The sequence below is a fragment of the Chitinophaga sp. ARDCPP14 genome (assembly GCF_051362515.1).
Lineage (GTDB): Bacteria > Bacteroidota > Bacteroidia > Chitinophagales > Chitinophagaceae > Chitinophaga.
Genome location: NZ_JBKIXB010000016.1, coordinates 70,319 through 89,184, shown reverse-complemented (window position 1 = coordinate 89,184; position 18,866 = coordinate 70,319). Strand labels below are relative to the sequence as shown.

The following is an 18,866-nucleotide window of genomic DNA, read 5'->3' as shown; positions in this document are numbered from 1 at the left end:
AGTTGATATGAACCATAAAATGCTGATGTGTGTATTATGGGGCTTGTTGTATCTGTTACCTGCAAAAGCCCAGCAGGAAGTGCAATTCAGCCAGTACATTTTCAATATGCTGAATCTGAATCCGGCTTACGCCGGCTATAGGGGTGGAACCAGCCTTAATGTGATCCACCGCAGGCAATGGAGGGGAATAGACGGCGCACCGGTAACCACGGGTGCTTCGATAGACGGGCTGACCAATGCGAAGGAAGAGCGGCTTGCACTGAGCGGAAATTTTATGCTCGATGAAATGGGGGCGCAAAAAACTATTACAGCAGCGATGGGCGCCACCTACCGTATACCGTTGGACGAAGAAGGCGCGAAGCGGCTTTGTTTCGGTATTACCGGTGGTATTCTGCAATATCAGCTGGATGGCTCTGTACTGGAATATGTGGACGATTTCGACGAGCGTGTCCCCGTGGGCAGGCCCACCCACATCGAACCGGATGCAACCTTCGGCGTACTGTTCTATACGCCGAAATATTACATTACCGCATCTGTCAATAACCTGCTTCAGGCCACCGGCATGAAGGCATATAACTGGGACGGCAAGCTCTTTACCAGCATCGTCAGGGAACCGCACCTTTACATGGGGGCGGGAACGGTCCTTAATATGGGAGAACATCTCAAATTAAAGCCTTCTTTTCTTTGGAAAGAGGATTTTAAAGGTCCGTCTAATATTGACCTGACCGCCTTTATGCTGATCAAAGAGATGCTGTGGCTGGGCGTTTCTTACCGGACTGGCTTCCAGATATGGGACAAAACAAACCTGCAAAGCGGTCTGGAAAGACAGGATGCAGTTTCTGCATTGGTGGAAGTATACGCCACCAAATGGTTGCGGCTGGGATATGCATATGACTTCACTGTCAGCGGGCTTAATTCCTATCAATCGGGCAGCCATGAAATATCCATCGGCCTGCTGTTCCTGAACAAACAAAAAAGGGAGATATCGCCCAGGTACTTTTAAATGAACGATCATGCCCGTTAAATCAATCCTATTCCTGCTGCTGTTTTTTTATGTTCCTTGCCTGGGGCAGGAACAGCCCGGTTATGAGCAATTGGCTGATACCTACTTTAGAACATGGCGTTTCAGCAAAGCTGCACCGATATACGAGCGGTTGGCCCGGTCAAAGAAAGCCAAACCGCTGGTGTACTACAGGCTGGGGTACAGTTATGAATCGTTGCAGAAATACCCTGAGGCGATCGCTGCTTATACAGGCTGTGTTGAGAAAGATCCTTCTGCCGATTCTCTCCTGGTAAGGATTGGGGACATACAGAAAATGCTTGGGCAATATGATGCTGCCAAAAATAGTTACGGCCAGTATAAAGGCAGGAGGGACCTGCGAAATAGAATTGCCGGCTGCGATTCCGCCATGCAATGGACAACCCCGGGGCGCATTCGCCTGCAAAACCTGGATGCCGTTAATTCCACCTATTCAGATTGGGGTGCTTTCCGTGAAAAAGGAAAACTGTATTACACTTCCAATTTCAACCGGTTGGAACCTACTTCGCAGAAGGTATCAGGACAAACGGGCGAGCCTTACTTCAGGGTATTCCAGCTAAGCAACCCCGAAGGCTCTCCCGGCAGGCTAAATATAGACAATCTTGCTTCCGTGATAGATGTAAGCAAGTATCATATCGGGCCTGCCTGTTATCATGGGGATTCCGTGTACTTTACCGTTAGCCGGGAAGGCAGGTTGAAAATGGAAAAAGAAGACGGGAAGAAGATCGGGACGCGCAGGCTGGAGTTATATATATCGGACGGTGAGAAGCCAGCCTATCCATTCCCATACAATAATGCAGAAGAATGGTCCACTGGCCATGCCGCCATCACCGGCGACGGCAACATCCTGTATTTTGTATCCGACAGGCCGGGTGGTCAAGGTGGTGCAGATATCTGGTTTTGCCTTCGCGATACATCCGGCGGGTGGCTGGCGCCCAGGAACTGCGGGGCGGTGATCAATACGCCTGACGATGAATTGTTTCCCGTGCTGGGGCCGGACGGCAACTTGTACATCGCCAGTAGGGGACATACAGGCATAGGCGGATTGGACATATTCCGTGTAACTGGCGCTATGGATCAGTGGAATGAACCAGTGAATATGCGGCCTCCGTTAAATTCCAGTTACGACGATTTTTATTTTGTGTCTGCAGATTCGGTCAGTGGCTACCTGGCTTCCAACAGGCCAGGCGGGAAAGGCAGCGATGATATTTATATATTTGTCCGCCAGGCGTCTCCCGTTGAACCTCCCGCAGCGAGCATTCCCCCGCCAAACCGGGTAAAACCGAAGCCTGGAGTACCACAACCCGATGAGGTATTTATTTTGACTAACTTGTACTATGACTTCGATAAGAGTTATATCAGGTCTCCAGATGCCACAGCGGTACTTGATTCCCTGGCATCGGTGCTTATAAGGTATCCTGAGATAAAGATAATGCTGAGTGCCCATACCGACAGCCGGGGGAGCGACAGTTACAACATGAGCCTGTCCCGTAAAAGGGCTGATGCAGCCGTACAATATCTTGTGACAAAAGGAATTTCCAATGAAAGGATGACTGCCCGTGGATATGGGGAATCAAGACTGGTGAATCATTGTTTAAACGGGGTAAAATGCGCGGAAGCGGATCATCAGGCGAACCGGAGAACAGAGATTACAGTGACCAGGAAAAAAGAGAACACTGATTTCTGACGAAAGAAAAAGAGCTCGCCCAAAGCTTATCTTAATCTTGTATTATTCGACGATCAGTTTAAATTAGTGGATGGCAATCGAACAAGGAGCTGCGGGTTTCATAGATAAAGACAGTCACTACAGATGGAAATCACAGGATGAATGCGGCTATCCAATATACATTAGAAACAGGAGATAATACGTTTGTGCAATCACTGATCCAAAATGATAATTTTACAGGCGCAAATCCTGCAGAGGATGGTATAAAAGTAATCTTCCAGTAAAGGCCAAAAAATGATACGAGGTTTATTGATAGAAAATTATGAATATAGAGTGAAAAATCAGTTGAACTATGGGTCTCTGTATATGATATTAACATCTATTCCTGGAATCCAGCGCCAATTATTCTCTACCTCACAACCGCCAGTTTCTCATATTAACTCTTTTTTTCAAGGAGCTATAAAAGTGTCCGCCTATAAAAGTCGAAAGAAGTTCAATTCTACTGGAATCGATTATCTGAGGCAGATATTTAATCTTCCGGATCTGTCCTTGAGTGATAGCAGCTTTTATGAGCAAATTATCTTTGTAATCTTAAATGAGTTGGATAATCATGAAGTTGTTGTTGTAGAAACAACCGGCTTAGCTAATGACGCTATAGGCTACCTTATAAGGTTTTGTTATGACTTTTTAATCGTTAACCGGGATAGATTGATTGTTCTTGTACATCCTGAACATCAAAGAGTCAAATATCCTGAATTTCTATTGTTTGAGTTAGATGATACAATAGTAAGGGACGTGACAAGCTGGTTAAAAGGATTAGACTCGGATTATCTCAGATGATGTCAGTGTTTTTCCGGCTGCTTAAAAAGATAATTGATGTTCATTCAAATTTATAAATAAATCAAAGCTTCTTTTTTCTCGATAATTTCATTGTCTATTTGATCCAGAAAAGTGGTGCGAATGCTATTCATTGTTAAATCAAAATTTTAATAATCCCAATTATATTTTTTTAATTATGTGGTAACAGCACCCTGACAGCGATTAAAACTATTTTTATATGACAATAGGTTTAATCAGCTTAAGTTGCCTATTTGCTTTAAATTTAGCAAAAAGGAAATTCGATTCCTGTACCATAGGAAACGTAATAGTGCCCTATCTTGCTATTGCAACTGCAATAAACTGATAAATTATGGATCTTAACTTTGGCCCTTTTGGGAAGTACCTGCTTTACACCTTTTATTATTGGTACATTACTGTACCAATAGCTTTTTTACTGCTCTGGGCTTGCCTCGACAGAAATAACAAACCGGGTATAAGATGGATTTCGGGTATTGGCGCTACTGTGCTGTTATTTCCGATGGTGGTAATGGTATGGGATCAGGGCGGATTAATAAATAATGGAATCAATAAACCGGAGGTAAGGCCACAAAAAATGCTACATACTTATATCTTGAAGCAGCCCGAAACTACAGCCGGCATTGTCCTTTCGGCCGGAGATACTGTTTTTTATGCTACGGAGTTTGATATGAACTACAGGAAAGAGGCACAATTGAACGATATTGACTCCGTTCATTTATCAAAACCTGCCCGTTTTTTTAATTTACAGGTAACGGATATTATCAGGGTTGGTTTGCATAATGAATGGAACGTTACGCTTACCCATCAACAACTGGTATTTGGCTGGCCCTGTATTGGGGATGTAATGATTGGCGCCGATAGCACATTTATCAGGGGAACGCTGGCCGACGATTACATTTTACTAGGCTATCGTTTACCCAAAGGCTCAGAGGTCACGTATGACTCCGATTATGTAAACATCGTTTTGCCAAATTTGGAATTGCTTACCATCACTGGGAGAACAGGACGACCACTTTCGGAAGAGGACAAGCAACAGGCCGATTTACTAAAATATAAGCGCCCATAAACTCAGAAAAAGGGCTGTGGCGTAGAATGTATGGCCAAACGATATGGATGTGGATTGTTTTTCTATTGCTTATCATCAAATGGGAGTATTAGCCTGATATAATCGTAGGTACTTTTCTCAATAACCTTATCGCCATTATCATTCGGGTATAGCAATTTTACTTTCAGCCATAGTTCGCGGTACGATACCAGCTTAACCTCCGCTGGTTTCCATTCCGTTATCCTTATCTCAAGCAATCTTTTTATTCCGTAATATTGTCCCTTAAATTGCAGGTTGGTGGCGATGGTTTGCCCTACACGTTCTCCTTTGCCCCTTGGTGCGGTTGTATAAATCTCTTCCACAGCTCTTATTCCGGTTAATGTGATAGCTCCGTTTGATACAGGTGTGATTAAGGTGTTTTTGTTATCCGCAGTTTTTGTGTTCGAATTTTTCCATTCCTTTCGACTTAGTTTTTTTACCGAAAAAGCGGCAAGGGGCGTGCTGTTATCAACAAACGCGGTATACGTTTTTTCGAATTGGTTAAAAGAAGTATCTGCTTGTGCCATAGCGGAAGTGTTTAGAAAGAAAAGAAATATCAAGATATTTGATGGCGATGTTTTCATACTATGGCAATATCTTTCTTTACTGAGCAAATGCTATTAAAATAGTGTCTTTCCTTTTATGGCAACGCTTTGTATGCTTTAATCTTTATTGTAGTCTTCAGGTTTTGTAGTTTTAAAATAAACCTTTTTTCCTTCCACATCCTCAAAATAGTCCAATGGCTTTTTTGATATTTTTTTAAATTCTCCGTCTGCATATACTAAACCACCAAAGCCACAGTTAACCTCAATTGACTGTATTGTCAACTTGTTTCTTGAAAACTTAAAAATCAATTTACATCCATTCTCTGCGAGGTCAATTTTAGTATAAAATGTCCCGTTGTCATTTTTAATAATCACTCGTCCATATAAATACCCCGTGTTGTATGAAGGAGCGCCACGATTTAAGTCAATATAAAACAGAATAGTGCTGTCTGTCTCGGGATAAATATAAATTGTTCCGATACGACCTTTCTCAACATTACCTCCATAAGTATAAGTTCCCCCATACTTTAATGTCTTAGTTACTGTCTGTCCAATACAAGGAATTGATAATATTAAAAGTCCGGATATAATGATCTGTTTCATATTTTCCGTGTCAAACCAAAAGGACAATGAGGCCAATAAAAGCCAATACTGCTTCTACAATCCAAATTGTTAGAAGGCTTTTGATGGTAAGCCTGAAAATTACATCTAATACCAATGTAATCACAAATAAAAACCCTGTTAGCAAGACAATATAGCCCCCATACCTGCCTTTGGGTATGTTTTGTATACCTTGTAAATAATAAATCGTAGCTATCAGTGCTATTATCGAAATAATAGCGAAGGGTGTAATTTGCAGTCTCATAATTTTTATAGCAATATTGATGTTTAGGGCAGGCAACAAAACTTTTATAGTTCTTTCAAATTACAAAGATACTCAGTAATACAAGGAATAAAATACCTGTATCCAGGGATATTTGTCAGCACCATAATGTCTATTTTTGGAATATGAGCCCACAACCAATCTTTCAGTTATTGCTCTTGTTATCAGCAATTATGACATTTACAAACGGCAATGCCCAAACAAAAAACAACCAGTTGTTAGACATTTATAAAATAGATTTTGGCTTTTACATTAAGGCAACAGATACCAGCAGCCCATCTGAAGTGCCGATGCACGTGGAGCAGGAACGGATAGAAAAGGCCGGTTGGAAACCTTTGGTAGTTTATGCTCATCCCGGGTATTTGTATGCAGAGGATATTTTGCCCAACGGCGATAAAACAATCTGGCAGATAGAATACAAAATCAAAAGGCTGATGGAATTGCGGGGCAAAATGGCGCTTCCGATGAATTTTGATGAATTTATGAAGACCAATGTTTACCATGCCGGTGAGGGTTTTCCGGAGCGGTGGAAAAAGCACGGTGGTATTACACTGACCAATGATACGATGACTGTAGCCGGCTATCTCTGTAAACGTGCAGTAATCAATTATACCCCGGATGCGGTAAGGCCGGGTGATACAAAACTGGAAACAACGGTGTGGTACTGCCCGGAACTACCTCAGTTTTATTTGCCCTCGTTTGAATACCTGCAAAGAATACCCGGTATGGCTTTGTTGGTTTACAGCGACAGAGGCTACGGCGAAATAAAAGGGATGATGGCAAAAAGTGTTGTGAAGCTGGAAAAGCCGGCGTCGTTTTACCAATTGCCCGAAGGAACATTTATAATGTATCCGCCTAAAATAAAATAGAAAATCAGCTTTGAAGGGGCAAAATAACATAGGATAATGTCAATTTTGACGGTATGTTACCGGGATATATCATTTAGCTTAGTGCGCCGTTCCCGCATGAATTAAGTGTAGAATCACAGGGGGAAGAAAATTGTTGCTGATATCTTCCTGGTATTCAAAAATCCGGGGATTGGTCAGCCTCTGAAATGAAAAGCTACACCATTTATGATAAAAAGAGTTAATGCTTTAATTGTTGTTATTTTATTATTCGTAACAAGAACAGGTGCACAAGATCGAAAAACAGCTACTCCCCATATTTCGAAAGTAACAGACGTATGGGTGGTATTTAAGACCCATTTTGACTTAGGATTTACCGATTTACCACAGAATGTTTTCAAGCGTTATCGCACAGAAATGATGGATAAGGCATTGGAAATAATAGAAAAAAATTCCACACAATCACAAGATCACCGATTCGCCTGGACAGTTCCGGGCTGGCCGTTACAGGCACAGATACTTGGTCCTCTGCAAACTCCTGAAAGGAAGGCAAGAATTGAAAAAAGTATCAGGGATGGCCGGATTGTGGTACATGGGCTTCCTTTTACAATGCAAACGGAGTCGCTCGATTATGAGGACCTGGTTCGTGGCCTTTATTATTCGTCTGCCGTCACCCGGAAGTACGGGCTACCAATGACCATTAGTGCAAAAATGACTGATGTGCCGAGTCATTCCTGGGTTTTGCCAACCTTATTGAATCATGCGGGTATTAAGTTTCTGCAGCTGGGTTGTAATCCTGCCAGCCAGTATCCCCGTCTGCCTGAATTGTTTTGGTGGCAAGGCCCTGATGGTTCGAAAATACTTTGTAATTATACCGCTTTGTACGGCTCCGATATCAAGCCAACTGAAAACTGGCCATGTAAAAATTATCTGGCGATGCAAATGACGAATGACAACGCCGGACCACCTTCGGAAAAAGACATAGCGAATCTTTTAGCCTATGCCAGGAAGGAAATGCCGGGGATTAAAATCCATTTCGGAACCCTCGATGATTTTGCCAATGCGCTTATTGCCGAAAAACCTGATTTGCCAACTGTTACCGGAGATATGCCGGATACATGGATACATGGCCTGATGGCAAACCCACAGGAATCAAAGATTGCCAGGAATATCCGTCCGTTGGAATCTGTACTGGATGCACTTTCAACACAAATGAACATCTGGGGCGTATCTAATCAGTCAGTTGCACAAAGGCTGGCGGAATCATATGAGCAAAGCCTTTTATACAGTGAGCATACCTGGGGTATGAATGCCGGATATGGTCCCCGGTATAGCTATGGCGATGACTGGAAGAAATGGTTGGAAGAAGCAAAAGCCGAACCTATTCCCCTGAATGGGGACTATTCCGGGTTGCCCAATAGCGATGCGGAAAACACCAAAATAGGAAGCAAAACAAAATGGTTAAAATCTTATGACGAAAAGCGCCAGTATATTCAAAATACAAACAATATCGTAACAAAGGAACTGACATCCCGGTTAAACGCATTGGCAAAATCGACAAATATAGCAGGAAAGCGTTTCGTAGTATATAATCCGCTATCCTGGAAACGTTCAGGAATGGTGGAGGTACCCTGGGAAAAAGGAAAAACCATTTTCGTGAAAGACGTTCCTGCGGGCGGGTATGTTGTCATATCCGAAAAAGAACTGAAAAATGAAACCACATCGTCTGATGAAAAGACCACACTCACCACACCGTTCTTTACCGCAATTTTCGATTTAAAAAGAGGCGGGATATCATCTTTAAAAGAAAAAAGTACTGGTCGTCAACTGGTGGATAATTCTTCTGCCTATGTGATGGGACAGTTCTTGCATGAGCGCTTCAGTGCTAATGAAGTGGATAAATGGTTTAATGCATACAGCAGGATTAAGGAAGGGTGGGGGCTGGATGATTTAGGTAAACCAGGTATGCCGTCGGCAGACAAAATCCCTTATCTGTCTTTTACTCCTGAAGACTGGAAATTATCGGTGCAGCATACCCCAATAGCCGATGTAGCTGTTTTATCGACAACTGAGACAAAAGGTTATGCAAAAAGTTACACTATTGTTTTTACTTTTCCGCGACAGGAAGCGTATGTGGATGTTGAATGGTTTGTAGCATCTAAAACCCCATACAAACAACCTGAAGGAGGGTGGCTTTGTTTCCCATTTGCCGTTGATAAACCTGCATTCACGGTTGGCCGCCTGGGAGGGGCGATAAATCCGGCAACGGATATTATTTCCGGCAGTAACAGGTATTTGATGGCGGTGAATTCAGGTGTTGCCATTACGGCTGCAAACAAATCAGGAGTGGCGCTTGCGCCGATAGATGCTCCCCTTATCAGTTTGGGAGAGCCCGGGTTATGGAAATTCTCTTTAGATGATATGCCCAGAAGATCATCGGTATTTGTCAATCTTTACAATAACATGTGGAACACTAATTATCCTCTTTGGCAGGATGGTACATGGAGCGAAAGAGTTCGGATATGGGCAACAGATCAACACACGGAAACCGTACCCAATCTAATACAAAAATCCTGGGAGGCCCGGGTGTCATTACTGACAGGAGTAGCAGAAGGGGCCTCCGGAAACCAACCTTTAAAAAGGAAGGGCATATCTATTTCAAGAACCGGTGTTTTAGTAACGGCATTCGGTGAAAATCCTGACAGTAGCGGAACCATTTTGCGATTGTGGGAGCAGGCAGGTATATCCGGTAACTGTACCGTACAGCTCCCTGATGGGTATAAAGTTAAAGAGGTTCAACCAATTGATTTGCGGGGAAACATACAGGGAGAAACGATCAATGTAAAGCACGGGGCCTTTGATTTTAACTTAAATAAGTATTCTCCCGCTTCATTCTTATTGCTTTTTTGAACCGGATGGAACATAGGTTAATATCGCTGCACCATTCTCAAAATTGCGGATATCCGTCAATGTGAGTTTGACCTGGTCCGGGTCCATACCTTCAAAAATACGGCGGCCTTTGTCAACTGCAACAGGAATAATACAAAGCTGAAGTTCATCGATGAGATGATGCAACATCAGCGTCCTGTCAAGGTCACCAAACCCGTATTTAAGAATATGCTTACCCGGTCCTTGCTTTAGCCTGGCAATTTCTTCAGTTACTTCCCCATTGATGATCGTCGCATTCCATCCGGCTTCCTTGATGGTCTTAGACGCCACAAGCTTTGGCAGCGCATTCATGTGATCGAAATAAGCCTCCCCTTTAATATTCGGCCATAGCGATGCAAAATGTTCATACGTAGGACGGCTTAACAAAAACAGGTCGACATCTTTAAGCTTCGTTAATGAGTCCTGCTTATGCTCCTGATCAAAAAAAGACCCGACCCACTCCCAGGGTTTATCTACAACGCCGTCAAGGGAGACAAAGCTGCTTACAATTAATTTTCTCATGCTAGTCTATTTTTGTAATCACCTATTTCCTTCACGTCAATTGAAACGGGCTTGTTGACAATCCGATCGCCTGAATTTTTACTGAATGCCTTAAATGAAGGCAGGTTGGTAAATGCCTGATGTGCAGCCTCACTGCCAAACTGTGCGATATGCATAAAGGTATGTTCACCTGTTTGAAAACAACTATAGCTTACCTCTGTCAGATGACTGCGATTCAGTTCCTCAAATACGCCGCGTATCAGGTCGATGTGTTCACCGGTTTTTTCCGGATTTACGGAATAACTTATCTGTGTGCTTTTCATAATATTTAGTTGTTAAATGTGCTTTTGTTTTTGTAAATAAACGCTGCAAAATTCGTTGGCAGACTTATCTTCTTCATTGCTGCTTAAAAATGTGCTTGTGTTGTTCTGCAAATTGTGCAAATGTGGTTGGCGTTATATCAAACAATTGATGTGTGCTGATATCAATAAAAGCTTGCGGCTTGCTTACTCTTTCTGCGGTCTGTTCTGCAAGCGCATCAAGAAAGTAACCCGGCATGCCTGTAGCTGCCAATGCTGCTTTCCGTTCGTCCCAGCTTACAGGGACATAAGGAATCTCCTTACCGGTGGTGTCAGATAATATCCGGGCAATCTCCGACATGGATAGCGCCTCTGGTCCGGTAATGCGAAGAGACCGGCCGTGGTATCCACCATCAATTAATAAGGAAGCGGCAATTTTCGCTACATCGCGCAAATCGACGGGCGACATCTGGATTGACGCTAAAGGCAGGCGCAATGCACCATGCCTGCTGATGGCTGCCGTTTCCCGCAGGTATACCTGCATAAACTGGCTGGGGCGCAGGTGTGTCCATTGAAGGCCGGATTTTTCCAGATAATCCTCGATCTGCTCATGCTCACGGGTAAAACGAAATTGCTGCGCATCGTAGCCTTGCTGTGATTCTTCACCAGAAAATTTAATAACATGATTTACACCAGCCTCTTTACAGGCGTCGATAGAGGTGCATTGTGTTTCCACCATGCGATCATTTGCCGATGAGATCAGGATAGTGCGCTCCACACCCTCCAGGGCTGGCCTTAGGGTATCTTTGGCCAACATATCGCCTTCGATCCATTCAATTAAGGGAATATCAGTCCCGTTTTTTGCGCTTGCTATATTGCGTGCCAGGGCCCGGACCGGTTGTTGTCGCGAAGCCAGTTCCCGCAGAATTAAACCGCCGCTTTGCCCTGCTGCTCCGCTCACAAGAATATTTATCTCTTTCATGAAAGCAAAATTAGAGCGCACCGGCGACTCCGAGGGGGTGTACATTTAGCAATTTAAGGGGTTGTTTGTGCATATAGGGTGGTTTACCTTTATAATATGAAAAGTGTAACGATCTTAATAGCTGATGGCGTACTAAAACCAAGTACCCTTTTTGGAGCGATCGAAATATTCGAGAAAGCTAACCAGTTTTATCTGGCGCAGGGTAAACCGCCTTATTATCATATCCAACTGGCAGGTACCGACCTTCGGCAGAAGTTATTGAACGGAACTTTCCAGTTAAATATCACACCGTTCGAAAATATTACTAAAACAGATCTGATCCTGCTGCCCAGCTTCGATCATGAGTACGACTTCGGCATACAAAAAAGTACAAAGATGCTGGATTGGGTAACACGACAATATCGCAGGGGAACCGAAGTGGCCAGCTTATGTACAGGTACTTTCCTTTTAGCCGCCACAGGATTGCTCAGGCACACACCCTGTGCAACACACTGGCAGGCTGCAGCGCATTTTCGTGCATTATTTCCTGAACTGGACTTGCAGACCAGCAGGATCATTACAGAACATCAGGGGCTGTATACGGCGGGAGGTGGTCATTCCAGTCTGAACCTGGTACTTTATCTTGTTGAAAAATATAGCGGCCGCGAAGTCGCGCTTTACTGTTCAAAAGTACTGCAGCTCGATATTGATCGAAACTCCCAATCACCTTTTATCTTGTTTAATGGATTGAAGGATCATAAGGACCAGATGATACGAAACGTGCAGGAATATATAGAGCAGCACATCGGTGACCGGTTAACAGTAGAGCAGTTGGCAAAGCATTGTTTTATGGACCGGATTAACTTCACCCGCCGCTTTAAAAAGGCTACACAGCTTTCTCCGGCAGATTATATTCAGCGTGTTAAAGTAGAGGCGGCCAAACGGAGCTTTGAATCAACAAGTAAACAAATCCTGGAAGTAATGTACGAGGTGGGTTATGGTGACGTCAAAGCGTTCCGGCAAATCTTTAAAAAAGTAGTCGGCATGACGCCGGGTGATTATCGAAGCAAATTTAATAAGGTAGCTTAATTATGAATGAACCGGGGCGCTTGTAGTGACTGGCTGTGCAGAAATAAAAAACGGTTGCAAATCACCTGATCTGCAACCGTTTCAAAGTACTAGAGTGTTTACCATTAATTGACAGCAGTAAATAACTGTTGAATTTCGGTTGCACTTAATGCTCTGTTATATATGCGGATATCTTCCATTGCCCCTTTCAGGTAATAGCCATTTGTGCCAAGAGTGAGATCATCACTGCCGATATATAATTTGGATGCCGGAGCGTTAGCTGGCAGCACACCGGTGGTAACATTATCCAATACGCCATCAATATAGATGCTAAGTTGTTGGGTACTTACATTATACACATTGCTGACCATGTGCCAACTATTCAGGGCAACTACTTGTGTGCCGAATGCATTGACAAATCCGCCACCAGGACCAAATGAACCGGTACCAATGGGCGAAGCCAGCAGTCCGGTGATTGACCATGTAAAGCCAGGAGAAGATGTGTTTCGTTTTACTAAAATTTCAGAACCCCAGGACGAGTTATAGCTATCGAGTTTTACCCACGCATTCATGGAGAAGTTTGTTGCTGTTAATCGGATATCTGCCTTATCTTCTACAGAAATGTAGCTGCTTGTTCCATTGAAATAGGAAGCACTGTTATTGATACCCGACCTGTCTTTTGTGTAGGTGATATTATAAGCAGTACCATTATGTCCTAGTCCCGTTAAATCATTGGCTGCTGAGCAACTGTTTAATGGCCAGTAAGCGATTAAACCGCTAGTTGGAGCAGTAGTCTGATTATACAAGGCAAGAATTTCGGCAGCAGTCAATGATCTCCTGTAAATGCGGATATCATCTAATGCTCCTTTGATGAAGTATCCTGTTGGTAACGAAATTTCGTCTCTACCAATATATAATTTATTTGTAGTGCTACTAATAGGTGGTGCGGCATTGGTAATATTATCAAGTATTCCATCAACATAAATACTCAGTTGCTGCGTTGCATAGTTATAGGTAGTGGAAACCATGTGCCAGCTACCAGTGGTAACTACTTTTGTACCGTAGGCATTAAAAGATCCACCACCAGTGCCCAGGGAAACGAGACCGGGTGTGGTCAGTAATCCTGTGATTGACCAGGCATACCCGTTGGAGCTACCATTTCGCTTGGCTATAATACTGGATCCCCAGGACGATTCATAGTTATCCAATTTTACCCAGGCACTGAAGGTGTAGTTGGTATTAAGCAATTTTATATCTGTCTTGTCATCCACAGATATATAACTGCTTGTGCCATTGAAATAATAAGCCCCTTTACTACTACCAAACCTGTCTGTGGTAAAGGTGGTACTAAAAGAAGTACCATTATGCCCGTTTCCGGTGACATCATTGGCGAGTAGACAACTGTCCAGTGGCCAGTAAGCAATTAAGCTATCCGTGGACACAGGTGCAGCCGCTAATAATGTTAAGTTTGGGGTGACAGTTAGTCCTCCTGCAGGTAACTTGTCAATCTTAACTGGCTGCGCTTTTTCACAGGAAAATAGTGTAGCCGTTACAGTGGCGATAATGGATAATTTTCCAAAGGTTTTTGTTGTTAGCATATTATTTTATAATTGATGTGTATGGGATAACTATTGGTTTTACTATAGGATTTCAAATACTATTTCGAGGGTGTTGTTAAGTAAGATGTGGGTTAATATGTTTAGCGAAGGCGAATTTAGATTATTGGAATTAAATTGCAAGAAATTTTTAAAGGTTGATAAATTGATAGTGTAAAGATGTATTGAGTATTAGCCATAGGTGGGTGTTTTCCTGTTTTGGGAAGGCAATATTTATTTTGAAATTTATGGAATCTGGCAGGGACATCATCTCTTTACTGTTCAAATAAAAATAACAGCATTGAAATATCTACTAAAATCAGTTCCAATGAAAAAAGTTTTATTGATTACTTTGGGAATGAGTGCATTTTTATTTGCATCGTCTCAGGCACAGCATCTTTCCCTTGTTCCTGATAACGTCATTCCTTATCAGGTAACTGTTAGGCAATTAGATTATAAAGGCAAAAACGCGCTGGCTTTGCAAATGACGAACACCGCCATTAACGAAAAGACAGTTGCCTTGCTCAAAAATATCGATTTTCATAATGGCATCATTGAAGCAACTATTTCGGGACAACCACAGGTGAATGCCGGGGAAGGCGCACGTGGGTTTATTGGCATTGCCTTTCGGGTGAGTAAGGATACCTCCAAAATGGAGTTGTTTTACATTCGTCCAACCAATGGCCGGGCCAATGACCAGGTACGGAGGAATCATTCGACTCAGTATGTTTCGTTGCCGGGCTACCCCTGGGATAGATCACGGGAAGAAACACCGGGAAAATACGAGGCTTATGCTGATATGCTGCCGGCTGAATGGATCAAAGTGAAAATTGAAGTAAAAGATGAAACGGCCAAATTCTATATCAATGGTGCTGAACAACCTACTTTGATTGTCAATGACCTGAAGCAGGGCAAAGATCTGCGTGGAAGCGTAGGACTTTGGATTGGACCGGAAACGCTTGGTTATTTTACAGATGTGAGCATACATAAACTCGATTAACAATTTCCAATCTGGGTTTTCGCTGCCCGTTGACGTACACCGCATGTTCTCAATCGGACATTTTGTTGGATTTGGACTTATATAAATAATTATTAATAAGATGCTTGCATTTTGGCATAGGCATTGAAATGTTCAGGGAGCTTATATTGCCTATATGCTTAGAAACTACCTCAAGATTGCAATTCGCACACTTGCGCAAAATAAAATCTACTCTTTAATCAGTATTGCAGGACTAGCTATTGGTCTTACATGTGCTATGCTGATGCTACTTTATGTAAAGGATGAAGTGAGCTTTGACCGTTTTCATAAGAAGAGTGCCAGTATTTACAGAATAGTTTCCAGGATAGTTGTCAATGGCACAGAGCATGGATCTTCGAGTACAGGCTTATTATAGGGACCCAGGTTTTCGCGGAATGTGAGTGGGATCAAATCATTTGTGCGTGTTCAGGATGGCCGGGCAGATCTTAAAAAGGGGGCTGAAGTAGAAAGCAGGGACCTCCTTTTTGTAGATGCTAACTTTTTGTCACAACAGACTTGTTTTGTCGGAATTCTACCCCTAAGTTGTCGCTTTCACCCCATGCCGGATCCTGGAGAGAATGATAGTTTTGTATTGTCAATAACATTCAAACTAACATTCAAACAGCGATATGAAAAATCTATTCAAAACACGTCATCTTCTTAAATCAATACTGTTAATTGCAATTATGGCTATAGCATCGCAATCAAGCGGACAGCAAGCGAAACCTTCCAGCAGCGGCTATGCACCTGTTAATGGCATCAAAGTTTATTATGAAGTATATGGCGAGGGCAGGCCTATCATTTTACTGCACGGTGCTTTTATGACAATTAATACAAACTGGGGCCAATTGATCCCCGAGCTGTCAAAAACCAGGAAGGTAATTGCCATTGAATTGCAGGGACACGGACATACACCGTATTCAGACAGGGAATTATCGCATGCTGCTTTAGCACGCGATGTGGAAGGAGTAATGGATTATCTGAAAATTGACAGTGCGGATGTAGCAGGATTTAGTTTTGGCGGCGCTATAGCTTACGAATTTGCTATACAAAGTCCTAAACGCTTAAGAAATCTGGTCATCATTTCGGCTACCTATAAAAGTACCGGTTGGCTGCCCGTAGTAAGCGATGCGTTTAAAAAAATGAAGCCGGAGTTTTTTGCGAACACCCCTATGAAAACTGCCTATGACGCTGTGGCGCCTGATAAAACAAAATGGACAAAGTTCCTGGAGCAGATGATTGCGTACGCTGCGGTGCCATTCAACCTCGGGGAGGCCAATATTTCGAAAATCACTGCACCGGTATTAATCATATCCGGTGATAATGATGGGCTGGATAAAATTGAGTTAACAAAAACATATCAATCATTGGGAGGTGCTGTTAGTGCTGATCTGGGAACAATGCCCAAATCGCAATTGGCCATCGTTCCTTCACAAGGTCATGTTACCCTGATGATGCAGACAACAACAATATTGAACTATCTGAACAATTTTTTAAAGTAACCGGTAGATCTCAATATCAGAAAAACAACTTTTATCTTAATTGTAAAAAAGAAAGTAAAATGAGAAAAATAACTGTTTTTTCAATGATTACACTGGATGGCGTTATGCAGGCGCCCGGCGGCCCCCAGGAAGACACCTCAGGCGGCTTCAAGTATGGCGGCTGGACTTCATCTTATGGTGACGAGCTTTTTGGCAAGATCATGATGGAAGAGCTGAAACCGGCAGATTATATTTTGGGCAGAAAAACATTTGAAATTTTTGCATCTTATTGGCCTCAACATGCTGACTTTTGGCCTGGCATCAATGATGGCGCCAAATACGTACTGTCGCAGACCATGGAAAAATCAGATTGAAAAAATACCATTTTCCTCAAAACTCCGGCAGATATCCAAAAGCTGAAGAATTCGGAGGGTGCAGATATTCAGGTATGGGGTAGCGGAAAACTCGTTCAACTGTTGCTTAAACACGACCTGGTGGACGAACTCCGGTTCAAAATTTACCCGTTGATTCTTGGTGAGGGAAAAAAGCTCTTCGAGAACGGCGGGATCCCGGCAGCATTTACGTTGACAGAAAGCCAGGTGACTTCTAAAGGGGTTATTATAGCCAATTACAAACGGGCCGGGGATGTTGTAACAGGTGATGTTGGGCCTTGAGTTTCCCTTAGTTTAATCAAGGGGATGGTTCTTCAGAGCCATCCCCTTGATTGTTAAATCCACTTTAGCCGGACAAGCATAATTTTTAGCATAAAAAATATTGCCAGACACGGAAATAGAGGCTGCTGTTTTAGGAGATTTATAAAATATATACCGAAACCCTGGCAGTGGCAAACCTCAGACTTTGACCTAATACTTGGTTAGAAGGCGTTTGTAGATGTCATCAAGTGGATACAAATCATTTCTTTCCAACTTTTGCCAGCAGTCGGTTGTAAAGGACCCTTTTAAACTGTGTTTGGAAGAATTTGCTGAAAAAACAATCCTGCTAAATGCATGGACGTCATCGTAGCATCCGGAGAAATTTATAGTTGTATCCATCCGGGCCTTATCAATACACTTGGTATAATTTGATTTCTGCTGCTTGGTTAATCTTACATTACGAAACCTTGATCCCGGTTTATAATAAGACAAGTTCCTAATGCCGTTTATTCTTTGTCCTTTTTTATACAAAATAACAAGGGAGCCTCCACTTGAGAACATGTATAGATACTCCATTATTCCTGAGGTTTCCAGCTGTTTTATCTTGTCGGCTATTAATTGTTGAGCTTTTAGGCTATCTGAAGTATATTGCTGGTTCTGAGATAAAGCTGGCAAAGCAAGTAAGCTAAAACAAAATAATAATATGGGTTTTATTGGCGTCATGGTAATCGCATTAATGATCGGATAGTAAGATAGCTATTAATTTGTCGCTTTCGAAGTATTTAAAAAGTCATTCTGATCATGTTGATCAGATGCCAGTGGTAAGACATAACAAAAAGGGTGCCTTCTACAGCACCCTTTTTAATTATCTGCTAGAACTAATATTTCTAATCGCTCATCAGCGATACTACATCTGAAATATATTAAACTTATGACCATCAGGATCAGCAAACACGAAACCATAATAACCCTTTCCAAATTCCTCTGGCTGTGAAACTATTGTTCCCCCGGCGTGCTCCACCTCTTTTGCCCAGGCATTAACCTCTTCCTTAGTTTCAACAGAAAGGGTGAAAATAATTTCATTGCCGGATTGGGTGTCTATTATTTGTCCCTTCATAGCAGGTTCAAGTATATCCTTCAAAAAGAAATGGATGATAAAATCTTCCCCGCCAAAGAAGAAGCTGGTGAGTTGGTCCGACGCTCCGTTTGGCTTAAATCCAAGTTGTTTATAGAACTTAGTGGTTCGTTCTAAATCACTGACACTGAAATTCGCCCAGATTTTTTTTGCTTTCATAAACTAAAGGTTTTATAGTTAATATTTTTATTTTCAATACAGATTTGGATGCTGCTGAAATGTTCATCCGTGTTCCAAATCAGTTTCAAAGATAGTCCTTAAGCTTATTAAGCACGATGGTAGTTTGGGAGATTTTGGGGGGCTATTT

The 18,866-nt window shown here is 42.5% G+C and carries 18 protein-coding genes; 11 read left to right on the top strand and 7 right to left on the bottom strand.

Annotation, left to right across the window (positions count from 1 at the left end):
- The first annotated feature begins 7 nt into the window (after positions 1–7).
- The 4 genes from ACLHR0_RS30290 (at position 8) to ACLHR0_RS30275 (ending at position 4,629) form a co-directional block, all read left to right on the top strand.
- Positions 8–1,003: a PorP/SprF family type IX secretion system membrane protein gene (locus ACLHR0_RS30290; RefSeq protein WP_436491546.1), complete on the top strand. Its 996-nt coding sequence runs from the start codon at positions 8–10 to the stop codon at positions 1,001–1,003.
- Between the two features lie 10 nt (positions 1,004–1,013).
- Positions 1,014–2,726, top strand: coding sequence for an OmpA family protein (locus tag ACLHR0_RS30285; protein WP_436491545.1), 1,713 nt, complete (start codon positions 1,014–1,016; stop codon positions 2,724–2,726).
- Between the two features lie 273 nt (positions 2,727–2,999).
- Complete coding sequence (locus ACLHR0_RS30280; protein WP_436491544.1) at positions 3,000–3,545, top strand: hypothetical protein; 546 nt, start codon at positions 3,000–3,002, stop codon at positions 3,543–3,545.
- 349 nt (positions 3,546–3,894) lie between these two features.
- Entirely contained in the window at positions 3,895–4,629 is a 735-nt protein-coding gene (locus tag ACLHR0_RS30275) for a hypothetical protein (protein WP_436491543.1), read from the top strand.
- 62 nt (positions 4,630–4,691) lie between these two features.
- Here the strand turns inward: ACLHR0_RS30275 and ACLHR0_RS30270 are convergent, their stop codons facing one another.
- Both ACLHR0_RS30270 and ACLHR0_RS30265 read right to left on the bottom strand, forming a co-directional pair.
- On the bottom strand, positions 4,692–5,231 hold the full coding sequence (locus ACLHR0_RS30270) for a hypothetical protein (protein WP_436491542.1): 540 nt from the start codon (positions 5,229–5,231) through the stop codon (positions 4,692–4,694).
- Positions 5,232–5,309: 78 nt separating this feature from the next.
- Positions 5,310–5,795 (bottom strand): hypothetical protein, encoded by a 486-nt coding sequence (locus tag ACLHR0_RS30265; protein ID WP_436491541.1) that lies wholly within the window; start codon positions 5,793–5,795, stop codon positions 5,310–5,312.
- A 453-nt stretch (positions 5,796–6,248) separates the two neighbouring features.
- Between ACLHR0_RS30265 and ACLHR0_RS30260 the strand changes: the two genes are divergently transcribed.
- Together ACLHR0_RS30260 and ACLHR0_RS30255 are read left to right on the top strand one after the other, a co-directional pair.
- Positions 6,249–6,944: a hypothetical protein gene (locus tag ACLHR0_RS30260; protein ID WP_436491540.1), complete on the top strand. Its 696-nt coding sequence runs from the start codon at positions 6,249–6,251 to the stop codon at positions 6,942–6,944.
- 204 nt (positions 6,945–7,148) lie between these two features.
- A complete protein-coding gene (locus ACLHR0_RS30255) occupies positions 7,149–9,830 on the top strand; it encodes a hypothetical protein (RefSeq protein ID WP_436491539.1) in 2,682 nt (893 codons plus the stop codon).
- Here the strand turns inward: ACLHR0_RS30255 and ACLHR0_RS30250 are convergent.
- The 3 genes from ACLHR0_RS30250 to ACLHR0_RS30240 form a co-directional block, all read right to left on the bottom strand.
- The gene (locus tag ACLHR0_RS30250) at positions 9,816–10,370 is read right to left on the bottom strand and encodes a dihydrofolate reductase family protein (RefSeq protein ID WP_436491538.1); all 555 of its coding nucleotides are present in this window, start codon (positions 10,368–10,370) and stop codon (positions 9,816–9,818) included. The two genes, ACLHR0_RS30255 and ACLHR0_RS30250, sit on opposite strands and share 15 nt — an antisense overlap.
- Positions 10,367–10,672 carry an antibiotic biosynthesis monooxygenase gene (locus tag ACLHR0_RS30245; RefSeq protein ID WP_436491537.1) on the bottom strand — a complete coding sequence of 102 codons (306 nt, stop codon included), beginning with the start codon at positions 10,670–10,672 and terminating at the stop codon, positions 10,367–10,369. The genes ACLHR0_RS30250 and ACLHR0_RS30245 overlap by 4 nt, the downstream gene beginning before the upstream one ends.
- A 73-nt stretch (positions 10,673–10,745) precedes the next feature.
- On the bottom strand, positions 10,746–11,630 hold the full coding sequence (locus ACLHR0_RS30240) for an NmrA family NAD(P)-binding protein (RefSeq protein WP_436491536.1): 885 nt from the start codon (positions 11,628–11,630) through the stop codon (positions 10,746–10,748).
- Positions 11,631–11,726: 96 nt separating this feature from the next.
- Between ACLHR0_RS30240 and ACLHR0_RS30235 the strand changes: the two genes are divergently transcribed.
- Positions 11,727–12,698 carry a GlxA family transcriptional regulator gene (locus tag ACLHR0_RS30235; protein WP_436491535.1) on the top strand — a complete coding sequence of 324 codons (972 nt, stop codon included), beginning with the start codon at positions 11,727–11,729 and terminating at the stop codon, positions 12,696–12,698.
- A gap of 104 nt (positions 12,699–12,802) precedes the next feature.
- Here ACLHR0_RS30235 and ACLHR0_RS30230 read toward each other — a convergent pair whose 3' ends face one another.
- Complete coding sequence (locus ACLHR0_RS30230; RefSeq protein WP_436491534.1) at positions 12,803–14,275, bottom strand: LamG domain-containing protein; 1,473 nt, start codon at positions 14,273–14,275, stop codon at positions 12,803–12,805.
- A gap of 325 nt (positions 14,276–14,600) precedes the next feature.
- Here ACLHR0_RS30230 and ACLHR0_RS30225 point away from each other — a divergent pair, with 325 nt between their 5' ends.
- The 4 genes from ACLHR0_RS30225 to ACLHR0_RS30210 all read left to right on the top strand — a co-directional run bounded on the left by ACLHR0_RS30225 (position 14,601) and on the right by ACLHR0_RS30210 (position 17,445).
- A complete protein-coding gene (locus tag ACLHR0_RS30225; protein WP_436491533.1) occupies positions 14,601–15,272 on the top strand; it encodes a hypothetical protein in 672 nt (223 codons plus the stop codon).
- A 704-nt stretch (positions 15,273–15,976) separates the two neighbouring features.
- On the top strand, positions 15,977–16,792 hold the full coding sequence (locus ACLHR0_RS30220; RefSeq protein WP_436491532.1) for an alpha/beta fold hydrolase: 816 nt from the start codon (positions 15,977–15,979) through the stop codon (positions 16,790–16,792).
- A gap of 59 nt (positions 16,793–16,851) precedes the next feature.
- The gene (locus tag ACLHR0_RS30215; protein ID WP_436491531.1) at positions 16,852–17,145 is read left to right on the top strand and encodes a hypothetical protein; all 294 of its coding nucleotides are present in this window, start codon (positions 16,852–16,854) and stop codon (positions 17,143–17,145) included.
- A gap of 9 nt (positions 17,146–17,154) precedes the next feature.
- Positions 17,155–17,445: a dihydrofolate reductase family protein gene (locus ACLHR0_RS30210; protein WP_436491563.1), complete on the top strand. Its 291-nt coding sequence runs from the start codon at positions 17,155–17,157 to the stop codon at positions 17,443–17,445.
- Between the two features lie 886 nt (positions 17,446–18,331).
- On the opposite strand, the gene ACLHR0_RS30205 is transcribed toward ACLHR0_RS30210, so the two are convergent.
- Positions 18,332–18,718: a VOC family protein gene (locus ACLHR0_RS30205; RefSeq protein WP_436491530.1), complete on the bottom strand. Its 387-nt coding sequence runs from the start codon at positions 18,716–18,718 to the stop codon at positions 18,332–18,334.
- Positions 18,719–18,866 lie beyond the last annotated feature (148 nt).

Bases quoted from the DNA above. Each gene is read 5' to 3' on its own strand.
- ACLHR0_RS30290 (WP_436491546.1), top strand. From the start codon at position 8: ATGAACCATAAAATGCTGATGTGTGTATTATGGGGCTTGTTGTATCTG.
- ACLHR0_RS30285 (WP_436491545.1), top strand. From the start codon at position 1,014: ATGCCCGTTAAATCAATCCTATTCCTGCTGCTGTTTTTTTATGTTCCT.
- ACLHR0_RS30280 (WP_436491544.1), top strand. From the start codon at position 3,000: ATGATACGAGGTTTATTGATAGAAAATTATGAATATAGAGTGAAAAAT.
- ACLHR0_RS30275 (WP_436491543.1), top strand. From the start codon at position 3,895: ATGGATCTTAACTTTGGCCCTTTTGGGAAGTACCTGCTTTACACCTTT.
- ACLHR0_RS30270 (WP_436491542.1), bottom strand. From the start codon at position 5,231: ATGAAAACATCGCCATCAAATATCTTGATATTTCTTTTCTTTCTAAAC.
- ACLHR0_RS30265 (WP_436491541.1), bottom strand. From the start codon at position 5,795: ATGAAACAGATCATTATATCCGGACTTTTAATATTATCAATTCCTTGT.
- ACLHR0_RS30260 (WP_436491540.1), top strand. From the start codon at position 6,249: ATGACATTTACAAACGGCAATGCCCAAACAAAAAACAACCAGTTGTTA.
- ACLHR0_RS30255 (WP_436491539.1), top strand. From the start codon at position 7,149: ATGATAAAAAGAGTTAATGCTTTAATTGTTGTTATTTTATTATTCGTA.
- ACLHR0_RS30250 (WP_436491538.1), bottom strand. From the start codon at position 10,370: ATGAGAAAATTAATTGTAAGCAGCTTTGTCTCCCTTGACGGCGTTGTA.
- ACLHR0_RS30245 (WP_436491537.1), bottom strand. From the start codon at position 10,672: ATGAAAAGCACACAGATAAGTTATTCCGTAAATCCGGAAAAAACCGGT.
- ACLHR0_RS30240 (WP_436491536.1), bottom strand. From the start codon at position 11,630: ATGAAAGAGATAAATATTCTTGTGAGCGGAGCAGCAGGGCAAAGCGGC.
- ACLHR0_RS30235 (WP_436491535.1), top strand. From the start codon at position 11,727: ATGAAAAGTGTAACGATCTTAATAGCTGATGGCGTACTAAAACCAAGT.
- ACLHR0_RS30230 (WP_436491534.1), bottom strand. From the start codon at position 14,275: ATGCTAACAACAAAAACCTTTGGAAAATTATCCATTATCGCCACTGTA.
- ACLHR0_RS30225 (WP_436491533.1), top strand. From the start codon at position 14,601: ATGAAAAAAGTTTTATTGATTACTTTGGGAATGAGTGCATTTTTATTT.
- ACLHR0_RS30220 (WP_436491532.1), top strand. From the start codon at position 15,977: ATGGCTATAGCATCGCAATCAAGCGGACAGCAAGCGAAACCTTCCAGC.
- ACLHR0_RS30215 (WP_436491531.1), top strand. From the start codon at position 16,852: ATGAGAAAAATAACTGTTTTTTCAATGATTACACTGGATGGCGTTATG.
- ACLHR0_RS30205 (WP_436491530.1), bottom strand. From the start codon at position 18,718: ATGAAAGCAAAAAAAATCTGGGCGAATTTCAGTGTCAGTGATTTAGAA.